The sequence below is a fragment of the Rhizobium sp. RU36D genome (genome assembly GCF_900176345.1).
Taxonomy (GTDB): domain Bacteria; phylum Pseudomonadota; class Alphaproteobacteria; order Rhizobiales; family Rhizobiaceae; genus Allorhizobium.
The window spans coordinates 94,036-114,923 of record NZ_FWXU01000019.1 but is presented as its reverse complement, the minus strand read 5'-3'; the positions used below and the strand labels follow the sequence as shown (position 1 = coordinate 114,923).

The window sequence follows — 20,888 nt, the reverse complement described above, 5'->3', positions numbered from 1 at the left end:
AGACTCCATGGAGAAACTCCTTGTCGCTCATCCACGGAATGTTCGATCACAGATCAGGCGACGGCGGGCAATGTGGGGGCAGAACACCGGTTACAATGCAACTCAACTGGCTTTTGATGTTTGACGCACTTACCCGGGAGAACAGGCGCCGCCGCCACCCGCTCTCCGATCCACTGGAGGCGGCGGAGTGGCAGGGCAGTGAATGGATCATCCGGCTCTCGGCATGGTTCCTGCGCGAAAATCGGCAGGATCGGGAAAGGCGCGCCAAAACAGATCGACGCGTGCACGAACGGCGTTATGCCGCTCCCTCGCCGTAAGCCGGCTGAGCTGTATCTGGAGTGGCCGGCGCACATCTTGGCGCTTCGCCGGCCGCCATGCGGCGTTCATGCTCGATCAGCCATCGTTTGCGCCAAAGCCCGCCGCCATAGCCCGTCAGGGTGCCGTCGGCGCCGAGAACCCGGTGACACGGGATCACGATGGCGATCTGGTTGGCGCCGTTCGCATGGGCGACCGCACGAACTGCCGTCCCCCTGCCGATTGCATCGGCCATCATCGAATAGCTGCGCGTGGTGCCAACGGGAATGGACCGCAGTTCTTGCCAGACCTGCCGCTCGAACGGCGTGCCATGGCCGCCGATCCTGACGGTAAAACCCTCGTCATGGCCGGCAAAGTAGCGGTCGAGTTCCTGGGTAATCTGCTCGGTCACAACAGTGCGGCCCATCACGATCCCCTTGCCGCTGCGCTTCTTCAAGCGCGCAATCTCGGCCGGAAGGGCTGGACGATCGGCAAACTCCAGGAGATGCAGCGCGTGGTCGCAGGCAATCGCCATCATCGGACCGATGGGGGTTTCGATCCAGTCGGCCTTGAGCAGCGTCGCGCCTTGCAGTGTGGCGGGCGGAGCGCCAAAGAGTTGCGTGATCGCGGACCGGAAGCCGCTGCCGGACTCGAAGCCCGCATCGATCTGGGCGTTGATCACGGCTTCGCCTTGCGTCAGGGCCTGAGCCGCCTGGCCGATCCGCCGGAGGCGGGCGATCTCCAGGAAGCTCATGCCGAACTGCCGTTTGAAGGCGCGCCGCACCGTCGAGAGATCATAGCCCAGGGCGAGGACGTCGTTTTCCCGCCAACGCCGATGAGGATCCTGGTCCAGGCATTTCAGCAGCTTTGTCACGACCGGGTCGCCGCCGCCGATGCGAAACATCGGACGGCATCGCTTGCAGGGGCGAAAGCCGGCTTCCAGGCACTGAGCCACACTCTCCTTGAACCGGCAATTCTCCCGTTTCGGCTTGCGCGCCGGACAGGTGAACCGGCAAAAAATGCCGGTCGAGGTGACACAGACATAGGCGAAGCCATCATATCCGGCATCGCGGGCGACGAGAGCGTCGTAAAGGATATCATCAGTGGGGCGATCGAAGAGCATGCAGCACTTGTACTGCGAAACAGCGCCCGCCGCCGCCGAAAAACGGGCGTGGATTAAACTCTTTGACCGATGGATGAGCAGCCTGCGTCGCCAAGTATACATGGACAGGCATTAGGCTTCCGCTGGATGCCGAGGAGGGCAATGGTTGAAGCCTTAAGGAGTTGAAATCAGACAGTTTTATAGGCCTGATTCACGTCCGCTCCGGCCGCCATTGTCCAAAAAAAGTCGTGCATATGGCGGCAGTTCGCTACAAACGCCGACAATTTCATCATCTTATTCCGCCTGATATTGCGGAATACAATCGCGGCGCGTGGGATTTGCTTCGATCCCGAGGGCAGATCTGGGGAATGAAAGGAGCCGACCGTCAGTCCTCGAACTCTTGCGGAGCCACAGGTTCAGCCGGCCGCGGCGCACGTTCGGACGGATCGCGACCGATCTCCGGCTTAAGCGAGACGAGATCGATGAAGTAGTCGGACTGGCGGCGAAGGTCATCGGCGATCATCGGCGGCTGCGTCGCCATGGTCGAGACGACGGAGACCTTGCGGCCCTTGCGCTGCAGCGCTTCCACCAGCGTGGTAAAATCGCCATCGCCGGAAAAGATCACCAGATGATCAACGGTTTCGGACTGCTCCATCGCGTCGATGGCCAGTTCGATGTCCATGTTTCCTTTGACTTTTCTGCGTCCCATGGAGTCCGTGAACTCCTTGGCCGGCTTGGTCACCACCTTGTAGCCATTGTAGTCCAGCCAGTCGATCAGGGGGCGGATGGAGGAGTATTCCTGGTCCTCGATCAGGGCTGTGTAGTAATAGGCGCGCAGCAGGTAACCGCGCTTTTGAAACGCCTTCAACAGCTTTCGGTAGTCTATGTCGAAGCCGAGGCTCTTTGAGGCTGCATAGAGATTGGCGCCATCGATGAAAAGAGCGATCTTCTCTCTCGGATCAAACATGCTGCAACTATCCTTTTTTGCAAAATGGTTTCAGTCGGCAAAAGATAATCAAAACAAAACCCTGCCTTAAAACTCATGAATAATTCGCGTATGTTATGAATTATTCATATAAGATTTATTTAGGGCAGGAATGTGTTTATTCCAAGCACGCCTGGGTTGAAGATCGCGTCCTTCAAGGCCATTTATTGGGCACCGGCACCCACCGCAGGGGGCTGTTGTCAAGAAAAACTTGAATTCAAAGCCCATTGATTGTATCCGGCAGTCAATTCCATGAGACCATGATCGCAAAGGACAGGCAATGGCCCGTGTCACAGTTGAAGACTGCATCGACAAAGTAGACAACCGCTTCGAGCTGGTCCTGCTCGCAAGCCATCGTGCCCGCCAGATCTCGCAGGGCGCCCCGATCACCGTTGATCGCGACAAGGACAAGAACCCGGTCGTGGCGCTGCGCGAAATCGCCGATGAGACGCTGTCGCCGGGCGACCTGAAGGAAGACCTGATCCATTCGCTGCAGAAGCATGTCGAGGTGGATGAGCCGGAACAGGATAGCGCCGCGATTGCTGCCGCTGCTGCTTCCATCAAGTCCGACGACGAGGACGAACTGCCCGAGACGCTGACCTTCGACCAGATGTCGGAAGACGAGCTTCTGGCCGGTATCGAAGGCCTCGTGCCGCCGGAAAAAAGCGACGATTACTGATTGATTACCAAACGGTAATTTTTTCCGTTTTACTCTGCAGCGACTGAGTGCATTGTTGTGCGCCAATCTGAACGGTTGGCGCGCTTTTCTTTTTTGGAGCAGCCTCGCATGATGCGGCAATACGAACTCGTGGAACGAGTTCAGAAATACAAGCCCGATGCCAATGAAGCACTCCTGAACAAGGCCTATGTCTATGCCATGCAGAAGCATGGGCAGCAGAAGAGGGCCAGCGGAGATCCTTATATCTCGCATCCGCTTGAGGTGGCCGCGATCCTGACGGACATGCATCTGGACGAGTCGACCATCGCGGTTGCCCTGCTGCATGACACGATCGAGGACACGACGGCGACCCGCGCCGAGATTGACGAACTGTTCGGCGAGGATATCGGCCGCCTCGTTGAGGGGCTGACCAAGCTCAAGAAGCTCGACATGGTCACGAAGAAGGCCAAGCAGGCGGAAAATCTCCGCAAGCTGCTGCTGGCCATTTCCGACGACGTGCGCGTGCTGCTGGTCAAGCTGGCGGACCGCCTGCACAATATGCGCACCCTCGAGCACATGCGCGACGACAAGCGCGCGCGGATTTCCGAGGAGACGATGGAAATCTATGCGCCGCTGGCCGGGCGCATGGGTATGCAGGACATGCGCGACGAGCTGGAGGATCTATCCTTCCGCTACATGAACCCGGAGGCCTATGAGACGGTCACCAACCGGCTGTCCGAACTCTCCCAGCGTAACGAGGGCCTGATCAAGAAGATCGAGGACGAGTTGCGCGAGCTTCTGGTGGCAAACGGTCTCGTGCATGCCGGCGTCAAGGGCCGGCAGAAGAAGCCCTATTCGGTCTTCCGCAAGATGCAGTCGAAATCGCTGTCCTTCGAGCAGTTGTCGGATGTCTATGGCTTCCGCATCATGGTGGACGACATTCCCGCCTGCTACCGGGCCCTTGGCATCGTCCATACCCGCTGGCGCGTCGTGCCGGGCCGGTTCAAGGACTATATCTCGACGCCAAAGCAGAATGATTACCGCTCGATCCACACCACGATCGTCGGCCCGTCGCGCCAGCGCATCGAGCTGCAGATCCGGACGCGGCGCATGCACGAGATCGCCGAATACGGCATTGCCGCCCACGCGCTCTACAAGGATGGCGAAAACGGCGAACCCGGCGAACTGCTGTCGCGCGAAAGCAATGCCTATTCCTGGCTACGCCACACCATTGAGGCCCTCGCCGAAGGCGATAATCCGGAAGAGTTCCTGGAACATACCAAGCTCGAACTGTTCCAGGACCAGGTGTTCTGCTTCACCCCGAAGGGCAAGCTGATCGCGTTGCCGCGCGGCGCGACCCCGATCGATTTCGCCTATGCCGTCCACACCAATATCGGCGACACCACGGTCGGCGCCAAGATCAACGGCTCAATCATGCCGCTGGTGACACGGCTTTCCAATGGCGATGAAGTGGAAATCATCCGCTCAGGCGTGCAGGTGCCGCCGGCGGCCTGGGAAGAGATCGTTGTCACTGGCAAGGCCCGCGCCGCCATCCGGCGCGCCACCCGCATGGCCATCCGCAAGCAATATTCCGGCCTCGGCCATCGTATCCTGGAGCGGACCTTCGAGCGCGCCGGCAAGATTTTCTCCCGCGACGCCCTGAAGCCCGCTTTGCATCGCCTGGGCCATCGCGACGTCGAGGATGCGATTGCCTCCGTCGGTCGTGGCGAGATGTCATCACTCGACGTCTTGCGTGCGGTCTTCCCGGATTACCAGGACGAGCGCGTGACGGTGAAGCCTTCCGCTGACGAAGGCTGGTTCGCCATGAGCAGCGCCAATGGCATGGTGTTCAAGCTGCCCGGCAAGAACAGGCCGATCGGCGATGCGCCAACGGCGGGCGACGGGCCGGAGCCATTGCCGATCCGCGGGTTGAGCGGCAATGCCGAAGTGCATTTCGCGCCGTCGGGGGCCGTTCCGGGCGATCGCATCGTCGGCATCATGGAAGACGGCAAGGGCATCACCATCTATCCGATCCAGGCCTCCAGCCTTCAGCGTTTCGATGAGGAGCCGGACCGCTGGATCGATATCCGCTGGGATCTCGATGAAGCCAACAAATCCCGCTTCATGGCCCGGCTGATGATCAACGCCATCAACGAACCGGGCACGCTGGCGACAGTCGCCCAGACCATCGCCCGTCTCGACATCAATATCCGCATGCTGACCATGGTCCGCATCGCCACGGATTTCACCGAGATGGCCATCGATGTCGAAGTCTGGGACCTCAGGCAGCTAAACCAGCTCCTGTCGCAGTTGAAGGACCTGGACTGCATCTCCACGGTGAAGCGGCTCTACGACTAGTCCCGCCTCTGGAAAGACCTGAGGTTTTCAGCCATCCTGCTGTCGTCATCTGACTTGGGGGAGGCGGGAGCATGGCGCAAGGGCTTATCGCGCGGTTGGCATTGGCGGGCTTGGCCTCTGTTGCCGCGCCCGCCGTCGCGCTGGCGCAGGACGTGATCTATGGCGCTGATGTGGGACCGACCGATATCGCTGTCGCCTGTTTCGAGCGGCGCTACACCAAATCGCATCTGTCGGCGCATCCCCAGCAGAACGTGGTCCGCATGACCGCGCTGGTGTACCGGCTGCCGGGCACGCCAGAGACGGTGCTCAATATGACAGTCCGCTTTCGGGAAGGGCAGGAGGATCAGCAGATCCCCATTGTTTGCCGTACCGGCTCGGGCGGATTGTCCTGCAATGTCGAATGCGACGGCGGCGCCTTCAGCGTGACTGCGCGGGATCGGAACGCGGTGCTGGTTGACCTTGGGAATGGGATCGGCGGATGCGATGCCGGCGAGCCGTCATTCGGCGCTGACGACAAAACCTTCCGCCTTGATCGGGTCGATATGGCAGCCTGCAGTGACCTGATCTGGGATGACGAACGGCGAAACGCCGTGCTGAAGGCCGGCGGGCTCAACCGCTAATATGGTCTGGTGTAGTCCGATGTGCGGCAATATGCCCATTTCATGAGCGCATTGTGACGAGCTTTTGAACTTGCCATGCACCAAGCGCATGGCAGCGGTCCGTTTCCCCATCTGGTCAATGTTGCGGCGCAATATTATCTTTCGTGCATACCAACGAAGGAAACGAGGAACGTCATGTTCGAGCCTATCCGCAAGATCGCCCGCGCCCTGCGCGCCCCCACCGTCGCTGACCGCGAAGCCGCTTACCTCAACGCCTCGCGCGACCGCTTCGACCTCGAATACCGCCAGCGCCAGATCGATCGCGGCCTGTTCCGCAACGGCCTGTAATACGGGTAGAAAAGTCCGCCGGTGCAGACGCACCGACGGAGATGATGCCATCGGGCGATGCGGCCAAGGCGCCGTTGTCTCATGAGTGTAAGCCGGTTTACCTCTTGTGTTGCAGGGGGGCGAACCATTACATGTGACGCATGGTGTTTCGTCGCAGAGAACCCGTTGGCAAGAGTGAAAGATTGCGCGCGCTGTTTTGGCCGCGCATGGGCTTGTCGCGATCTTTCCAGTATTTACGCAAGCGGATCATGAGGCTGACCGCATCGCCGCATGCCATCGCCGCCGGCGTGGTGGCGGGCGTGGCTGCATCCTGGACACCGTTTATCGGATTCCATTTCCTGCTGGCCTTTGCGATTGCATATCTGCTTGCCGGCAACATGATCGCGGCGGCCCTGGGGACCGCATTCGGCAATCCCCTGACATTCCCGTTCATCTGGGCAGTGACCTGGAAACTCGGTCATTTCATGCTGGGCCATGGCGTGCAGGACGGCACCGTGGATCTGGTGGCACTCTTCGAGAAACTCGAATTGTCGCAACTCTGGGATCCTGTGCTGAAGCCGATGCTGGTTGGCGCGGTGCCTTTGGCGGTCGCAAGCGGTGTCATTCTCTATGTCGTGATTTTTTATGCCGTGCGCGGCTATCAGGCCGGCCGTCGCGAGAGGCTGGCAGAGCGGGCGCGTGTGCGGGTCGTCACGGATGATGCACGAGGCGTGACCAGCCGTTCCGGATCCATGACTGCGGAAAGTTCTCAATGATCATTGGTATCGGCAGCGATCTCATCGAGATCACCCGCGTCGAGAAATCGATCGAGCGGTTCGGCGACCGCTTTACCCATCGCTGCTTCACCGAAATCGAACGGCAGAAGTCGGACAACCGCGCCAACAGGGCGGCGTCCTATGCCAAGCGCTTTGCGGCCAAGGAGGCCTGCTCCAAGGCGCTCGGTTCCGGCATCGCCAACGGCGTTTTCTGGCGCGACATGGGTGTCGTCAACCTGCCCGGTGGCAAGCCGACCATGGTGCTGACCGGTGGCGCGGCCACCCGCCTGGCCACCTTGATGCCTGCGGGCCACGAACCCTTCATTCACCTCACCATCACCGACGACCACCCCTATGCCCAGGCCTTCGTGATCATAGAAGCCAGGCCGTCAAAGGGATAAGCCCGGCCGCTGACGGGAAATTGCCTCGCATGGCCGTTGCCGAGGCGCACCGAAGCGACTAGAAAGCGTCAAACACCGAAAAGGAAGAAGCCGGCGTGACCGACAGAGCTGAACACAAGCAGAGCGCCCTTTGGGAAAACATCAAGGTCATCATCCAGGCGCTGTTGCTGGCCACGATCATCAGGACCGTGCTGTTCCAGCCGTTCACGATTCCCTCGGGCTCGATGATGCCGACCCTGCTGGTCGGCGACTATATCTTCGTCAACAAGTTCGCCTATGGCTATTCGAAATATTCGCTGCCGTTCTCGCCGGACCTGTTTTCCGGCCGCATTCTCGCCAGCGAACCGGAGCGTGGCGATGTCGTCGTCTTCCGCTTCCCGCCGAACCCCGACATTGACTATATCAAGCGTCTGGTCGGCCTCCCCGGCGACCGCATCCAGGTGATCGAGGGCGTGTTGCACGTCAACGGCAAGCCGGTGCCGCGCGTACAGGATGGCACGTTTACCTCGGACTATCGCCAGGATCCCGGCTCGAACGTTCCGGTGTTCCGCGAAACGCTCGACAATGGCGTGACCTATGACACCCTGGACCAGTCGCCGATTTCGCGTGGCGACAACACCCAGGAATTCATCGTCCCCGAGGGCCATTATTTCATGATGGGCGACAACCGCGACAATTCGCTCGACAGCCGTTTTGACGTGGGCTTCGTGCCTGCCGAGAACCTGATCGGCCGCGCCTCCGTGATCTTCTTCTCGCTGGGCAACGACACGTCGTTCCGCGAGATCTGGAAATGGCCTGCCAACATGCGCTGGGATCGCCTGTTCAAGGGTGTGGAATGAAGAAGACGAAGCGGCTCCAGGCTGAGGAAATGGCGGTCATCGAGACCGCTGTCGGCCACGAGTTCCGCGACAAGGACAGGCTGGACCGCGCGCTCACCCATGCCAGCGCGCGCTCCGCAGGCGGCTCGGACTATGAGCGGCTGGAATTTCTCGGAGACCGGGTGCTGGGCCTCTGTATCGCCGAGCTGTTGTTCACCACCTATCGCAAGGCATCGGAGGGCGAGCTGTCGGTTCGCCTCAACCAGTTGGTCAGTGCCGAGACCTGTGCGGCGGTGGCCGACGAGATCGGCCTTCACCGCTTCATCCGCACCGGTGCTGACGTGAAGAAGATCACCGGCAAGGCCATGCTGAATGTGCGTGCCGACGTGGTCGAAAGCCTGATTGCCGCCATCTACCTCGATGGCGGGCTGGAGGCGGCACGCGCCTTTATCCTCCGGTGGTGGCAGGAACGCGCCGTGCGCGAAGATGGCGCCCGCCGCGACGCCAAGACCGAATTGCAGGAATGGGCGCATGCGAAATTTGCCGCGACGCCCAGCTACAGGATTGCCGAACGCTCCGGACCGGATCATGATCCGCGTTTCACGGTGACGGTGGAAATACCCGGCATAGCGCCGGAGACGGGAACCGAGCGGTCCAAACGGGCCGCCGAACAGGTGGCCGCGACACGGCTTCTGGAACGCGAAGGCGTCTGGCAGAAGTCCACGCCCGCCGATTGATTGGAAGATATGACCGAGATTGAAGACAACACCGCCGACGGCGCGGAAACCGCAACCAATGGCCCGACCCATTCCGGCTTTGTTGCCCTGATCGGGCCGACCAATGCCGGCAAGTCAACGCTGGTCAACCGCTTCGTCGGTGCCAAGGTATCGATCGTCAGCCACAAGGTGCAGACGACGCGCGCGGTGATGCGCGGCATTGCCATTCACAACAACGCCCAGATCGTCTTCATGGACACACCAGGCATTTTCAAGCCACGGCGCAAGCTCGACCGCGCCATGGTGACATCGGCCTGGGGTGGCGCCAAGGATGCCGACGTGATCCTGTTGCTGATCGACAGCGAGCGGGGCTTGCGCGGCGATGCCGAAGCCATTCTCGAAGGGCTGAAGGATGTGCCGCAGCCAAAGATCCTGGCGCTCAACAAGATCGACCAGGTGCAGCGCGAGGATCTGTTGAAGCTCGCTTCGACAGCCAACGAAGCCGTTCGCTTCGAGCGCACCTTCATGATCTCTGCCACGACGGGATCGGGCTGCGACGACGTGATGAACTATCTGGCGGAGACGCTGCCGGAAGGTCCCTGGTACTATCCGGAGGATCAGATCTCCGACCTGCCGATGCGCCAGCTGGCAGCCGAGATCACGCGCGAAAAGCTGTTCCTGCGCCTGCATCAGGAGCTTCCCTATTCGTCCCATGTGGAGACGGAAAAGTGGGAGGAGCGCAAGGATGGTTCAGTCCGCATCGAGCAAGTGATCTATGTCGAGCGCGACAGCCAGAAGAAGATCGTGCTCGGCAAGGGCGGCGACGCCATCAAGGCAATCTCAACGGCATCCCGCAAGGAGCTGTCGGAAATCCTGGAACAGCCCGTACATCTCTTCCTGTTCGTGAAGGTCCGTGAAAACTGGGGCAACGACCCCGAGCGCTTCCGCGAAATGGGCCTCGAGTTCCCGCGCGACTGAGCCGAGACAGAAGACCGGTGCCCCGTCGTCAGCGGTCGAGCCGGCGGGCTATGAAGGTCGAGATTGGCCCGCCAAGCAGCAGCACCAGCAGGAAACGCACGGTCTGCAGCGCCATGACGAAGGACAGGTCCACCGGCGTGGAGGCCGCAATGATGGCGATCGAATCGAGCCCGCCGGGGCTGGTCGCCAGATAGGCCGTCAACGGATCGATCCCCATGACCTGCCACAGCAGGACCGCCAGCCCGCCGCAAAAGATGATCAGCACGATGATCGAGGCCGCAATCTGCGGAAAGGCATGCGCCGCATGGCGCAGGATGCGGCGGGTGAAGCCCAATCCGATCTTCCAGCCGAGCAGGGCATAGGCGATCGCCAGCAGGCAGGTCGGCAATTCGATGGTCAGATAGCCGAAGCCGTGAAGCACGGCTGTCGCGATCATCGGCAGGAGCATGGTGCCGGCCGGTATCCGCAGGAAGTAGCCGAGCGCGCTTGCGGCAAAGGCAATTGTTAGCGTCTTGGCCAGTTCGATCCAATCCACGGCTGGAAACCAGACGATCGGCTGCGCATGGCCGCCACTGGCATGAAACACCAGAGCGGCCACCATGGAGGCCGCGGAAGCCACGCAGACCACCCTGAGATATTGCATGAAGGCGACCAGGCGCGCATCTGCACCATAGGCCTCTGCCATCAGCAGCATGGCAGACGCAGCACCGGCCGATGTGCCCCAGACAGCCGTGGTGCCGGGCAGGGTTCCGTTTCGTGCCATCAGGTAGCCGAGTAGCGTCGTCGCGGCCATGACGGCGAGTACTATGGCAAGGAAGATAGGCCAGTCCGCAGCGAAGGTCGAGATGATGCCGACATCCAGTGACCGTGCGACGATGCAGCCGATCAGCGCATGGGCGGCCAGAAACGGCAGTTTGGGCACCGACAGCCGGGCGCCGTTGGTGGCCATCAGGATGGCGGCAAGCATCGGACCCAGCAGCAGCGCCGCCGGGATATGGGCCACGACCAACACCGCTGATATCACCAGGGAGAAGCCGAAAAGCATCAGCCAGCGCACAGGCGCCGGAAAGGGCGTGAAAAGCCCCGGATCGGGCGGTCTGTCTGTCGAGCCTGGGGGCGGGGAGGGCATGGTCTGGTTCAGGACTTTCTCGTATTCGGCCTGCGTTTCAGCAGCGATCTCGCAGCCTTTGACGCCTCTGCCGCAACGGGAGTGTGACAGGCCGCCGATAATTCATGCTGATGGCCGTTTGCGCTTCAGGAGCCAGGTCGTCAGGCCCTGCCGGTTTTCGCCCAAATGGCTCATGATGCAAGTGTTTTTTACAGAAATCCGGTTGGGTGGGTGACCACGCAGGAGATCGAGGCTGGGCGTGACTGCGGAAATCGGTTAGGTCAGGTCCATGCAATGGACTGACGAGGCGATCCTTCTGGGCGTGCGGCGCCACGGCGAGACAAGTGTCATCGCCGAGGTGATGACCCGTGAGCGCGGCCGGCATATGGGCATGGTGCGCGGTGGACGCTCCCGCACCCTCCAGCCCGTGCTGCAGCCCGGCAATCGCCTTGAGATCAACTGGCGCGCGCGGCTTGACGAACATCTCGGCGAGTTCAAGATCGAGCCCTTGCGGCTGCGAGCAGCGCAACTGATGGAAAGCGCGACAGCCGTCTATGGGGTTTTGGCCCTTGGGTCGCTGTTGCGCCTGCTGCCCGAGCGCGAGCCGCATCCCCATCTCTACGAGGCGCTGGATGTCGTTCTGGAACATCTGGGGGAGCCCGCTGCGGCCGGAGAACTGTTTGTGCGCTTCGAACTCGCAGTCCTGAACGACCTGGGATTTGGACTGGATCTGGGGCGCTGCGCGGTGACCGGCGTGTCCTCGGACCTCACCTATGTCTCGCCGAAGACAGGGCGCGCCGTGTGCCGAGATGTAGGCCTGCCCTATGCCGACAAGCTGTTGCTTCTGCCGGGTTTCCTGTCAACGGAAGGGAACAAGGCCGCTGATGTCGAGACCCTGTCATCCGCCTTTCGTCTGACAGGCTTCTTTCTCCAGCGGCATGTCTATGAGCCGCGCGGGATAGATCCCGGCGCGGCTCGAGACGGATTTCTTCAGGCGGCCTTGAAGTCGTTGCGTGCATTGCCCGCGCGCTCAGCCGCAGCACTGGCTGATACGGACACGCCGTCATCGCTGTCCGATCTCTCCAGGTGATTGCTGATCGCCGAGCGCAGCTCAGCGATATCGTGGTAAAATCCACCGTCCAGTTCGATGACCGGATACTTGACAGCGATGAACTTCAGCCTGTCCCCCTCGGGAACGGTGATGCCGACGGGTATGCCGTCATATTCGACAACTTGCTTGCTCATAATGATCCCCGCCCGCGCTCATGCGCAGGGCTCAGCTAAAAAATTGGATAGGACGCGTTCAGAAGTTCAAACAGATCACATTCGACATTTAAGTCGAAGGCTGACGCGGGACGCCACGCTGCGCTGGGGAAGCTGCCAGGACCGGTTGGCATTATGGGAAATAACTCGCATGTCGCTAACCTCCTTTGCGGCTGGTCCGGACATATTCATCGTCCGGAGCGGTTTAAACCCGATCCTCGATCGGTGACAACAAGGTAGGTGCGACGCTGTCCGCCGTCAACCTCCCCAAGCTAAAAAATAAAATAGAATTTTGCGACGCACAAAATGTGGATGCTTTGAGGCAAAATGAATCTCGTCTGCCTCAATCCTTAAAAAAAACGTTCACAAAAGTGAATCATGCCGCGGCCGGAACGCCGCGATCCACCGCCCGCTCGCGGATGGGCCAATGCACCACGGCGGCAAACAGGCCGAGAAGCACGCCGAGCCACCAGACGCTGTCATAGGAGCCGAGGCGGTCATAGAGATAGCCGCCCATCCAGACGCCCAGGAAAGAACCGACCTGGTGCGACAGGAAGACGATGCCGCCCAGCAGGCCCAGATGCCTGGTGCCGAACATGATGGCGACAAGCGCATTGGTCGGCGGAACGGTCGACAGCCACAAAAGCCCCATGACCGCGGAGAAGATGATCACCGACGCCGGCGTTTGCGGCAGGAGCAGGAATGCTGTCACCGTGATCGAACGGCCGATATAGATCAGCGCCAGGAAATACGGTTTCGAATAGCGCTGCCCGATCGCTCCGGCGGCCAGCGAGCCGATGATATTGAAGAAGCCGATCAGCGCCATGGCGATCACCGCATAGCGGGCTTCAATACCGATATCGCCGAGATAGGCCGGAAAATGCGCCGTGATGAACGCCACCTGGAAGCCGCAGACGAAGAAGCCGGTGGTGAGCAGAAGATAGCTCTTGTGGCCCAGCGCTTCCTTCAAGGCGTCGCCGACAGACTGTTTAAACTGGTTCTGCGACTGCGTGCCGGAATTGGCATTGCCACGCAAGGGCAGGGCCAGCAGCGGAACGATCAGCATCATGATCGACATATAGACAAGGCTGTCCGACCAGCCGAAGGTGCTGATCAGCCCCTGGGACAGCGGGGCAAACAGGAACATGCCGGCAGAACCGGCGGCGGTGCCGATGCCGAAGGCCATGGAGCGCTGCTCTGGCGAGACATTGCGGGCAAAGGCCGAGAGAATCACGCTGAACGAGCCCGCGCCGATGGCCATGCCGATCAGAACGCCACCGCCGATATGCAGCCAGATCGGCGCCGACGCATTGGCCATGAGGATCAGACCCGCGGCATAGAGCACACCGGAGGCCGCCAGAACCCGGCCCGTACCGTATTTGTCCGCCAGCGCGCCGAAGAAAGGCTGGCTCACGCCCCAGCAGAGATTCTGGATGGCCATGGCGAGGCCGAAGGTGGAGCGGTCCCATCCCGTATCCGCCAGCATCGGCAGCTGGAAGAAGCCCATGGCGGAGCGCGGCCCGAAGGTCATCATGGCAATCAGCGAACCGGCGACAATGATCAGCCAGGGCATGGCAGCGCGTGTGGTGGGCATGGCAATCCTCTCCTATCGTAAAGGAAACGATAGCGTCGGGGATGGCCTTCGCCAAACGCCTTTTCGTGAAGCGTAAATAAGCGGAATTGATGGATTAGGCGCCGTCGTTCAGATGTCCTTAGGTCAACTGAAGCAGAGGTTCGATCAGCGGAAAAGCTCCAGGATCAGATTCGGCTCGTTGTTGGCGATCTGCAGGGCCTGGATCGCCAGTTGCTGCTGTGCCTGAAGCGCCTTGAGCCGGGTGGACTCCTCCTCCATGTCCGCATCGACGAGCCGGCCCACGCCCTTCTCGAGCGTTGCCTGCAGCTTCTTCTGGAATTCGAGCTGGTTCTCGATACGGCTTTTCGTGGCGCCGAGCGATGCTCCGACATCGGTCATCTGCTTCATCATCGCATCCACCGTCGAGATCATCTCGTCGAGTTGCGCTGCGGTCGTGGTGCTGGTGAGCGAGATCTCCGTTGTCGTGGCGCTCGGATCCTGTTTCAACACGGCATAGGACGTGCTGGCTCCGACTGCCGTCGCATAGGCGCTGCTCGTCAGAATGCCATTGGCGCCGCCGGAGCCATAATCGATCAGGCTTGCGAGGTTCGTGGGGCCTGGAACGCTGTCTGCCCCGTAAGTAATCTTCTGGACATACACAGCTCCGTTCGCTGCACGCGTGAAGCCCGCCACGACGGTTTTGTCAGCGCCGGCCGCGGTTCCGCTGACCAGCCAGTTCTGGCCGTTGAAACTGGACGCAGACACGATCGAGCGCAACTGCTCCTTGAGTTCGGTCAGTTCCTTGTCGATCTTTGTCTTGTCGACGCCCGGCTCCGATGCCATCACCAGCTTGGCCTTGAACTCGTCCATCACGGAAATTGCTGCATCCATGCCCAGATAGGCCGTGTCGACGATGGCGGCACCCATTTCGAGGCTGTCCTGCACCGCGCTGAGCATTTTGATGTCGCCGCGCATGGTGGTCGCGATCGACCAATAGGCGGGATTGTCAGCTGCCTCGTTGATCCGCAGACCAGTTGCCAGGCGCTCTTGCGTCTCATCCAGTTGCTTGTTGATCGACCGCAACGTCGCAAGGGCGGCGATCGCCGAGGCGTTGGTATGGATGCTGGTCATGGCCGTGCCGATCAAAACAGGGAGACATCAAAGGGAAAGACGTCTTGCAAATCTGATGATGTAATGCACGTAAGGATTGCGCCCCGATGATTAACGGTGCGTTAATCACAGGTTGTGAAATTTATCTCAGGTTGTGTTAGGCGGGTCGCTGCCCGTCAAATGTTGGCGGACCTTCGGCGGCGGCGGATCAGCGTTTCTTGATCGCAAAGCCTTCCGGCCGGTCCATGATCACCTGCACCTGATCGCCGAGAGACACGCTGCCTTCGCCGCGCGGCACGGCGTTCCAGCCGAACAGCGGCCCGGGCACGCGCCGATCCGCCGACATGCGAATGCGGCCCATGGCCGGCATGGGGTTTGCGCCCTCGCGCGAGCCGGTGGCCTGATCCTGGGTCGTCATGATGCAGCGAGGGCATGGCTTGACCAGGTCGAGCCGGAGGCCATTGATCTCGATGGCCGCCCAGCGGTCCTCCGCCCAGGGCTCGTCGTGTTCGATCACGATGTTCGGTCGGAAGCGTTCCATGCCGACGCGACCTTCGCCATGGCTTTCCATGTCGGCATTGAGGGCCTCAAGAGACCCTGTCGTCGTCACCAGGATCTGGTAGCCATCGGCAAAACTCATCGGCGTGTCGGCGCCTGCCCATTCGGGATTGGCATTGCGCTCAGCCCCGCCGTCGAAGAAGACCAGCTTCACATCCCGCCCAAACCAGTCCGACAGCCTCGAATTGACGCGGTCATCCGCGACTGCGGCGCTGACCGGGGTTTTCCAGATCTCCACCTCAAGGCGGCGGTCCGGATGGGGTGGGGCGACCATCAGTTCCCGGCCGTCATCCATCCGAAGCGTGAGATAGGCAGCCGAGGGCAGGGCGGTGACGCGCGCAAGGTCCGGCAGCTCACGCTGAGTCACAAACATGCCGTTGGGTTCGACCAGCATCACGCGTCGGTCACCCAGCAGTCCCCTGTGATTGATGGCGGCCTGGGGAATGGCGATGCCCCGGGCGCTCTTCATCGGATAGATGTGGAGTTCTGCGACCTTCATGGTGGACCTCATTCCCTAACTTCGTCGATGAACATGTCGAGCACGGTCTTCAGCCGCTCCTGGCGTTCGAGCGCCATCTGCCGGCCAGTGGCGGTCTGGAAACCGTCCGTGAGCTTGAACAGCTTGACCTCGAAATGATCGATCGCAAAGGCCTTGTCATCGAGCGCACGGTTTTCGGCCAACGGATCGGCGGGATCGTAGAGTGCTGAGCCCATCCGACCGGCGATATAGAAACAGCGGGCGGCTCCGACCATGCCGATGGCGTCGAGACGGTCGGCATCCTGCAGGATCCGGGCTTCCAGCGTCTGCGGTGCCAGATTGGCGGAAAAACTGTGGGTGGTAATGGCATGGGCAACCGCATCGATATCGGCGGCATTCCAGCCCAGATCGGACAGGATGGTTGCAGCCTTTTCCGCGGCCAGCCGCGAGGCCTGGGTCCTGAGCGGCGAGTTCTTCTCCACCGACACGCAATCATGCAGCAGCACCGCGGCTGCCAACAAGCGTGGATCACCGCCTTCCGCGGATGCGATCTTCATCGCGTTGCGAAACACCCGCAGGATATGGGCGACGTCATGGGCGCCATCGTCGCCCGAAGCTGCATGCGGCAGCAATTGCTTCGCCAGCGGTTCGAAGGGCTTGAAGGCTGCGGCGATTTCAGGCCTGCTCATGGGGATGCTCTCGCTGACACGCCGCCGTTACTAGCCGATCCCGCCGCGATTGCAAGGCGAGGCTATCAGGCGGGCACGCCGCGCAGTTCCCGTCGGCGCCTCCAGGTGTTCATCAGCATCCGGCGCGACGGTGCCTCGATCAGGCGGTAGCTGAGGGTGGAAAAGCCGATGGCGGCGAGGACGCAGACCGAAATCGCGATCGGAGCCGGTAGGTCGGTTGGCAGCGCGCGCGATGTGAGGAACATTACCGGCATGTGAAACAGATAGAGCGAGAAGCTGATCTTTCCGAGGAACCGCAGCGGCGAGGCGGTCAGCACCCTGTTGGAAAGGGCCGAGCCCGAGGCCGCCATGAAGACGATACCCGCAGCGGCGATCGCACTGGAAAGCCCCCAGAAATCATTCTCGGTGTTGAACAGTGCGCGGCTGGCGAAGAAGAAGCCCAGTGCGCCCAGTGTGATAATGCCGACGACCGGTCCGTTCTGCCCGGTGCCCATAAGCGAAAAGAGCCATCCGGCCAGCGCACCGAACAGGAAATAGGGCAGTTTCGACGGCAGCAGGATGCCGGGGCCGGGAAAACCGGTGATGGCGAGCAGCATGAAGAGGATGCCGATTGCAACGCCGACCACGAGCCGCCGCCTGGGTGCCGCCATCCAGAACCACAGGAGCAGGAAGAAGACGTAGAACTGTATCTCCGGCGGGATAGACCAGAAAACGCCGGTGGAGCCGAGCAGCAGAACATGGCGCATGATCTGCACGCTGCCAAGCAGCGGCTGGGGATAGTCGAGAGGGGCGAGGAGCGAGAGGCCGGCAACCGCGAGCACCGCGACCAGGTAGACCGGATAGATCCTGACGACCCGGCTGAACAGATAATCGGTCGCCGTTTCGCGCGTGAAGGCCTTGCTGCCGTAGAGATAGGCCATCAGGAAGCCGGAGAGGCAGAAGAACAAGGCAACGGCCTCGTTGCCGAACACCAGCGCCCCGGCCCAGCTTTCGTTGGGGAACAGCAGGATGATATGCGACAAGACGACGGCAAGTGAGGCAATGCCCCTCAGGCCATCGAGGCTTCCGATATGTTGGGGTCTTTGCATCGCGATCCAACTCACAGGGCTCGAAGGTCTCAGGCTTATTGATGCCGATTAGGCCCTCGCCAGGGTTGTGCTGTCAACGAAATCACCCCGAAACACGGGAAAACCCGCAGTCATGGTTAAGCTTGCGATGACTTGCTGTGCCAAAAATCAGGAGTTTTCGGCGACCGGATCGGCGGCGCGCGATGTCTCCTTGCCGCTGCCGCGTGTCAGGATCTTCTGGTAGAACAGGCCGATGCCGATCAGCACCACGCCGAGCCCGATGAAGGACAGAGCCCGCAATACGCCTTCCAGATTGCTCATGTCGATCAGGAAGGCCTTGGCAACGGCGATCAGCACCACGACCGCGGAGGCGAGCCGGATGCTCTTGGCATCGAAGCGGGAGCCGAGCGCCAGCAGTCCGACGCCGATGATGAGCCAGGCCACGGAATAGCTGTAGGTCTCCCCCTGCAGGAAACCCTTCCAATAGACGATGTTCTCGCCCTGCCAGAAGCGCCGCACCGAAAGGGTTGCCCAGGCAAAGCCGAGCACGGCCCCCGTCAGCGCCAGAAGCGTCACATAGAGCCGGGGCCGCTTGTCCCGCGCGTACCAGGCGAGGATCGCATAGGCGATGCCCGGCAACAGATAGCCGATCAGCAGCAGGTTGAAGAACGGCCACGGTCCCGTGTTTTCTCCGCTCACGAACGGATTGAGCTCGCCCAGATGCAGGGTCAGCACGTTGAACATGGAGATCGCGCCAAGCAGCATCGACCCATAGCGGAAGACGGGCCGTGGCTCCCGCACGTCGAGCGTCATCAACACGCCGGGCAGGCCGATGATCAGCAGCGTGTAGATCGATTGCTCGCCAAGCGTCGGTATGCTGTCGGTTAGCACTCCGCCATTCATGGCATGGCGCACGAGAATGGCGACGGCCAGCAGGCCCATGAGGATGGCCAGAGCCTCCAGCATGCTGCGCACGCGTGTGCTCGGCCAGGGTCGCAATACGTAGACGGACAGGATCGCCAGCAGCGCGGGCAGACCATAGCCCGGCAGCAGGGCGTTGAAGACCGGCGTCTTGCCGAGCGCCAGAGGTCCGACGATGGTCGGCTCCCAGGCGATGCGGGCAAGCACGCTGATGCAGGCGACCACCATCATCCAGGGCAGCGCCCGCCAGTCGCGAAGCCGCGTCGCCATGACATAGGCAAAACCGGCAAAGGCAATCAGCAGCGTCTGCGTCAGTCCTGTTGCCAGGGCTTCGAGCGCCAGCATCAGCGACAGGAACGAGCCAGCCACCAGCATGTCGAGCGCAAGCGGCAGCCGTGTGCGCAGGCCGGCGCGTGCCATGCCCTCGGCACCGGCAAGCAGAGCCACCGCGAGAAGCAGGCCATAGAGCCCATGGGTCCAGTCCTGCGTGAAATCCCCATAGCCGACATAGGTGAGGCAACCGAGCGCCAGCGGCGCCGTGGCCACGATGGCGGCCCAGAGCGTGGCGAAAACCGGATCCTGGCCGCCCTTGCGCAAAATGAAGGCGAAACCGGCCGCCACGAAAAAGACGCCGAGCCCGAGCGCGATCGTCAGGATATGGCTGTCCACGGCCGAGACGAGGACCGCAGCATCGAAGGAATTGTCGAGAAGCGACAGCACGGTGCCGACGACGCTGACCTGCAAGGCGATACCGACGACCGCCGCCAGCGCCGACAGGATTGCCGGCCAGACCATGGCATGGCGGCTTGCCCCGATGGCACCGAGTGCTGCGAGCAGCGCCGCCATCGCATAGGCTGGATTGACATCAAGGCCAAAGCCCTGGGCGAGCAGGCCAAGTGCCGGAATGACCGTGGCGAGCGCCAGTGTGACGCTGACCAGGGCCGGCGCACGTCCGAGCACCAGCGCAAACCCGACCTCCGACAGATCGCTCGTACGCTCCTCGGCTTCGAACGCGCGGGCAGGCCACAGGAAAGTTGCGCTGGCGAGCATGGCGAGAAGCGCCAGGACGGCAGGCGTCAGTTCCGGCTGGAAGCTGCTCAGCAGATAGACCGTCGCCCAGCCTCCCATGCCCAGATTGGCGAAGGCCGGCACCACAAGCCAGCGCTGCCGGCGCGAGGCCGCGATCGTGGCGAGATGGGAAATCGTCAGGAAGCCGAACAGTGTCCAGGGGCTCGGCGCATTCGAGGACACCAGAAGCGGTGTCACCATCGAGCCCAGCAGCCCGACGCCCGCCAGCCCCTGTCCATGCAGCAGCGACAGGCCCAGCGTGGCAAAGGCCGTCAACGCCAGCATCAGAAAGGCGGGTGTCGAGCCGATGAAACCATAGATGCCATGGGCCGCGTAAACCGCGCCAAACACCGATATGACGCCGGCAGACGTCAGCACGCCGGGAATCATCGCATTGGCATAGATGCCGCTGATGCCCGGCACAACGCGCCGGCGCAAAGCCTCGCCGACGGCGGTCAGAGCCAGGCCGAACAGCGCGGCAAGCGTCAGCCGCACGCCCGGACCCAGCAACCCGCTTTCGATCGAATAGCGCACCAGGAACAGGCCGCCCAGCGCCAGCGCCAGTCCGCCCGCCCAGACGGCCCAGCGGGCGCCGAGATAGCTTTCCAGACTTTCGGCAGGCGCCGCTGTTGGCGAAGTGGTAAGCGGTGCGGGCTCTTGAACCTTCTCCGTCTCGGCGCTCTCGGCCATGGCCGCAACAGGGGCTGCAATTGGGCTCTCGGTCTCACCAAGTGCTTCGCCTGTGACCTCGCTAGGCTGGAGGGCTGCCGTTTCCGCCTCGGCGGATGGCGGGGTGTCGAGCACCTGCGCGGCAGCCTCGGTGGTTTGCACGGGCGCGGGCGCCGAGGGTTGCTGCAGGGCAGCCACCTGGTCGCTCAGTTTGCGGATATCCGCTTCCAGAGCCATGATCCGCGCGCGGGTTCCGCGATGGCTGGCCACAAAGGCAATGCCGAGAACCAGCAGAATCAATTCGTACATGACAATCCTCGCAGCCACTTTGCCCCGACCTTAACGCATTTGGCGCGCGCCGGAAGTCTTTCG

General features: G+C 61.6%; 21 protein-coding genes. 11 read left to right on the top strand and 10 right to left on the bottom strand.

Translation table 11 applies throughout. The features are described from left to right. Positions 1–317: hypothetical protein (locus B9A97_RS30025; RefSeq protein WP_210189718.1), on the top strand; the 317-nt coding region annotated here is incomplete at its 5' end. Here the strand turns inward: B9A97_RS30025 and B9A97_RS20725 are convergent. Next, a complete protein-coding gene (locus B9A97_RS20725; RefSeq protein ID WP_084367720.1) occupies positions 296–1,417 on the bottom strand; it encodes a bifunctional transcriptional activator/DNA repair enzyme AdaA in 1,122 nt (373 codons plus the stop codon). The genes B9A97_RS30025 and B9A97_RS20725 overlap by 22 nt on opposite strands. A 364-nt stretch (positions 1,418–1,781) precedes the next feature. Further along, on the bottom strand, positions 1,782–2,363 hold the full coding sequence (locus B9A97_RS20720) for a LabA-like NYN domain-containing protein (protein ID WP_084367719.1): 582 nt from the start codon (positions 2,361–2,363) through the stop codon (positions 1,782–1,784). 298 nt (positions 2,364–2,661) lie between these two features. Here B9A97_RS20720 and rpoZ point away from each other — a divergent pair, with 298 nt between their 5' ends. From rpoZ to era, 9 genes are all read left to right on the top strand, one after another. Next, entirely contained in the window at positions 2,662–3,060 is a 399-nt protein-coding gene (gene rpoZ, locus B9A97_RS20715; protein WP_084367718.1) for a DNA-directed RNA polymerase subunit omega, read from the top strand. Positions 3,061–3,168: 108 nt separating this feature from the next. Further along, positions 3,169–5,397, top strand: coding sequence for a RelA/SpoT family protein (locus B9A97_RS20710; protein ID WP_084367717.1), 2,229 nt, complete (start codon positions 3,169–3,171; stop codon positions 5,395–5,397). A gap of 71 nt (positions 5,398–5,468) precedes the next feature. Then, entirely contained in the window at positions 5,469–6,017 is a 549-nt protein-coding gene (locus tag B9A97_RS20705) for a hypothetical protein (protein ID WP_084367716.1), read from the top strand. Positions 6,018–6,191: 174 nt separating this feature from the next. Then, positions 6,192–6,344 carry a DUF3563 domain-containing protein gene (locus B9A97_RS20700; RefSeq protein WP_084367715.1) on the top strand — a complete coding sequence of 51 codons (153 nt, stop codon included), beginning with the start codon at positions 6,192–6,194 and terminating at the stop codon, positions 6,342–6,344. Between the two features lie 140 nt (positions 6,345–6,484). Then, positions 6,485–7,099 (top strand): DUF2062 domain-containing protein, encoded by a 615-nt coding sequence (locus tag B9A97_RS20695; protein WP_084367714.1) that lies wholly within the window; start codon positions 6,485–6,487, stop codon positions 7,097–7,099. After that, entirely contained in the window at positions 7,096–7,500 is a 405-nt protein-coding gene (gene acpS / locus B9A97_RS20690; protein WP_084367713.1) for a holo-ACP synthase, read from the top strand. Before B9A97_RS20695 ends, acpS begins: the two co-directional genes overlap by 4 nt. A gap of 95 nt (positions 7,501–7,595) precedes the next feature. Next, positions 7,596–8,339, top strand: coding sequence for a signal peptidase I (gene lepB / locus B9A97_RS20685; protein ID WP_084367712.1), 744 nt, complete (start codon positions 7,596–7,598; stop codon positions 8,337–8,339). Then, positions 8,336–9,055 carry a ribonuclease III gene (gene rnc, locus B9A97_RS20680; RefSeq protein ID WP_084367711.1) on the top strand — a complete coding sequence of 240 codons (720 nt, stop codon included), beginning with the start codon at positions 8,336–8,338 and terminating at the stop codon, positions 9,053–9,055. Before lepB ends, rnc begins: the two co-directional genes overlap by 4 nt. Positions 9,056–9,064: 9 nt before the next feature. Further along, complete coding sequence (gene era / locus B9A97_RS20675) at positions 9,065–10,012, top strand: GTPase Era (RefSeq protein WP_143530620.1); 948 nt, start codon at positions 9,065–9,067, stop codon at positions 10,010–10,012. A 28-nt stretch (positions 10,013–10,040) separates the two neighbouring features. Here era and B9A97_RS20670 read toward each other — a convergent pair whose 3' ends face one another. After that, complete coding sequence (locus tag B9A97_RS20670) at positions 10,041–11,141, bottom strand: AbrB family transcriptional regulator (RefSeq protein ID WP_084367709.1); 1,101 nt, start codon at positions 11,139–11,141, stop codon at positions 10,041–10,043. 268 nt (positions 11,142–11,409) lie between these two features. On the opposite strand from B9A97_RS20670, the gene recO reads away from it, so the two are divergent. Then, positions 11,410–12,210 carry a DNA repair protein RecO gene (gene recO / locus B9A97_RS20665; protein WP_084367708.1) on the top strand — a complete coding sequence of 267 codons (801 nt, stop codon included), beginning with the start codon at positions 11,410–11,412 and terminating at the stop codon, positions 12,208–12,210. On the opposite strand, the gene B9A97_RS20660 is transcribed toward recO, so the two are convergent. The 7 genes from B9A97_RS20660 to B9A97_RS20630 form a co-directional block, all read right to left on the bottom strand. Then, positions 12,111–12,365, bottom strand: coding sequence for a hypothetical protein (locus tag B9A97_RS20660; protein ID WP_084367707.1), 255 nt, complete (start codon positions 12,363–12,365; stop codon positions 12,111–12,113). The two genes, recO and B9A97_RS20660, sit on opposite strands and share 100 nt — an antisense overlap. 394 nt (positions 12,366–12,759) lie before the next feature. Next, positions 12,760–13,977, bottom strand: a complete 1,218-nt coding sequence (locus B9A97_RS20655) for an MFS transporter (protein WP_084367706.1) — start codon at positions 13,975–13,977, stop codon at positions 12,760–12,762. Positions 13,978–14,121: 144 nt separating this feature from the next. Beyond that, a complete protein-coding gene (locus tag B9A97_RS20650) occupies positions 14,122–15,087 on the bottom strand; it encodes a flagellin N-terminal helical domain-containing protein (RefSeq protein WP_084367730.1) in 966 nt (321 codons plus the stop codon). Between the two features lie 187 nt (positions 15,088–15,274). Next, positions 15,275–16,123 (bottom strand): MOSC domain-containing protein, encoded by an 849-nt coding sequence (locus tag B9A97_RS20645; protein WP_084367705.1) that lies wholly within the window; start codon positions 16,121–16,123, stop codon positions 15,275–15,277. Between the two features lie 8 nt (positions 16,124–16,131). Further along, the gene (locus B9A97_RS20640; protein ID WP_084367704.1) at positions 16,132–16,791 is read right to left on the bottom strand and encodes an HD domain-containing protein; all 660 of its coding nucleotides are present in this window, start codon (positions 16,789–16,791) and stop codon (positions 16,132–16,134) included. A 65-nt stretch (positions 16,792–16,856) separates the two neighbouring features. Beyond that, positions 16,857–17,879 (bottom strand): acyltransferase family protein, encoded by a 1,023-nt coding sequence (locus B9A97_RS20635; protein WP_084367703.1) that lies wholly within the window; start codon positions 17,877–17,879, stop codon positions 16,857–16,859. A 147-nt stretch (positions 17,880–18,026) separates the two neighbouring features. Further along, on the bottom strand, positions 18,027–20,825 hold the full coding sequence (locus B9A97_RS20630) for a DUF2339 domain-containing protein (protein WP_084367702.1): 2,799 nt from the start codon (positions 20,823–20,825) through the stop codon (positions 18,027–18,029). Positions 20,826–20,888 lie beyond the last annotated feature (63 nt).

Bases quoted from the DNA above. Each gene is read 5' to 3' on its own strand.
- B9A97_RS20725 (WP_084367720.1), bottom strand. From the start codon at position 1,417: ATGCTCTTCGATCGCCCCACTGATGATATCCTTTACGACGCTCTCGTC.
- B9A97_RS20720 (WP_084367719.1), bottom strand. From the start codon at position 2,363: ATGTTTGATCCGAGAGAGAAGATCGCTCTTTTCATCGATGGCGCCAAT.
- rpoZ (WP_084367718.1), top strand. From the start codon at position 2,662: ATGGCCCGTGTCACAGTTGAAGACTGCATCGACAAAGTAGACAACCGC.
- B9A97_RS20710 (WP_084367717.1), top strand. From the start codon at position 3,169: ATGATGCGGCAATACGAACTCGTGGAACGAGTTCAGAAATACAAGCCC.
- B9A97_RS20705 (WP_084367716.1), top strand. From the start codon at position 5,469: ATGGCGCAAGGGCTTATCGCGCGGTTGGCATTGGCGGGCTTGGCCTCT.
- B9A97_RS20700 (WP_084367715.1), top strand. From the start codon at position 6,192: ATGTTCGAGCCTATCCGCAAGATCGCCCGCGCCCTGCGCGCCCCCACC.
- B9A97_RS20695 (WP_084367714.1), top strand. From the start codon at position 6,485: ATGGTGTTTCGTCGCAGAGAACCCGTTGGCAAGAGTGAAAGATTGCGC.
- acpS (WP_084367713.1), top strand. From the start codon at position 7,096: ATGATCATTGGTATCGGCAGCGATCTCATCGAGATCACCCGCGTCGAG.
- rnc (WP_084367711.1), top strand. From the start codon at position 8,336: ATGAAGAAGACGAAGCGGCTCCAGGCTGAGGAAATGGCGGTCATCGAG.
- era (WP_143530620.1), top strand. From the start codon at position 9,065: ATGACCGAGATTGAAGACAACACCGCCGACGGCGCGGAAACCGCAACC.
- B9A97_RS20670 (WP_084367709.1), bottom strand. From the start codon at position 11,141: ATGCCCTCCCCGCCCCCAGGCTCGACAGACAGACCGCCCGATCCGGGG.
- recO (WP_084367708.1), top strand. From the start codon at position 11,410: ATGCAATGGACTGACGAGGCGATCCTTCTGGGCGTGCGGCGCCACGGC.
- B9A97_RS20660 (WP_084367707.1), bottom strand. From the start codon at position 12,365: ATGAGCAAGCAAGTTGTCGAATATGACGGCATACCCGTCGGCATCACC.
- B9A97_RS20655 (WP_084367706.1), bottom strand. From the start codon at position 13,977: ATGCCCACCACACGCGCTGCCATGCCCTGGCTGATCATTGTCGCCGGT.
- B9A97_RS20650 (WP_084367730.1), bottom strand. From the start codon at position 15,087: ATGACCAGCATCCATACCAACGCCTCGGCGATCGCCGCCCTTGCGACG.
- B9A97_RS20645 (WP_084367705.1), bottom strand. From the start codon at position 16,123: ATGAAGGTCGCAGAACTCCACATCTATCCGATGAAGAGCGCCCGGGGC.
- B9A97_RS20640 (WP_084367704.1), bottom strand. From the start codon at position 16,791: ATGAGCAGGCCTGAAATCGCCGCAGCCTTCAAGCCCTTCGAACCGCTG.
- B9A97_RS20635 (WP_084367703.1), bottom strand. From the start codon at position 17,879: ATGCAAAGACCCCAACATATCGGAAGCCTCGATGGCCTGAGGGGCATT.
- B9A97_RS20630 (WP_084367702.1), bottom strand. From the start codon at position 20,825: ATGTACGAATTGATTCTGCTGGTTCTCGGCATTGCCTTTGTGGCCAGC.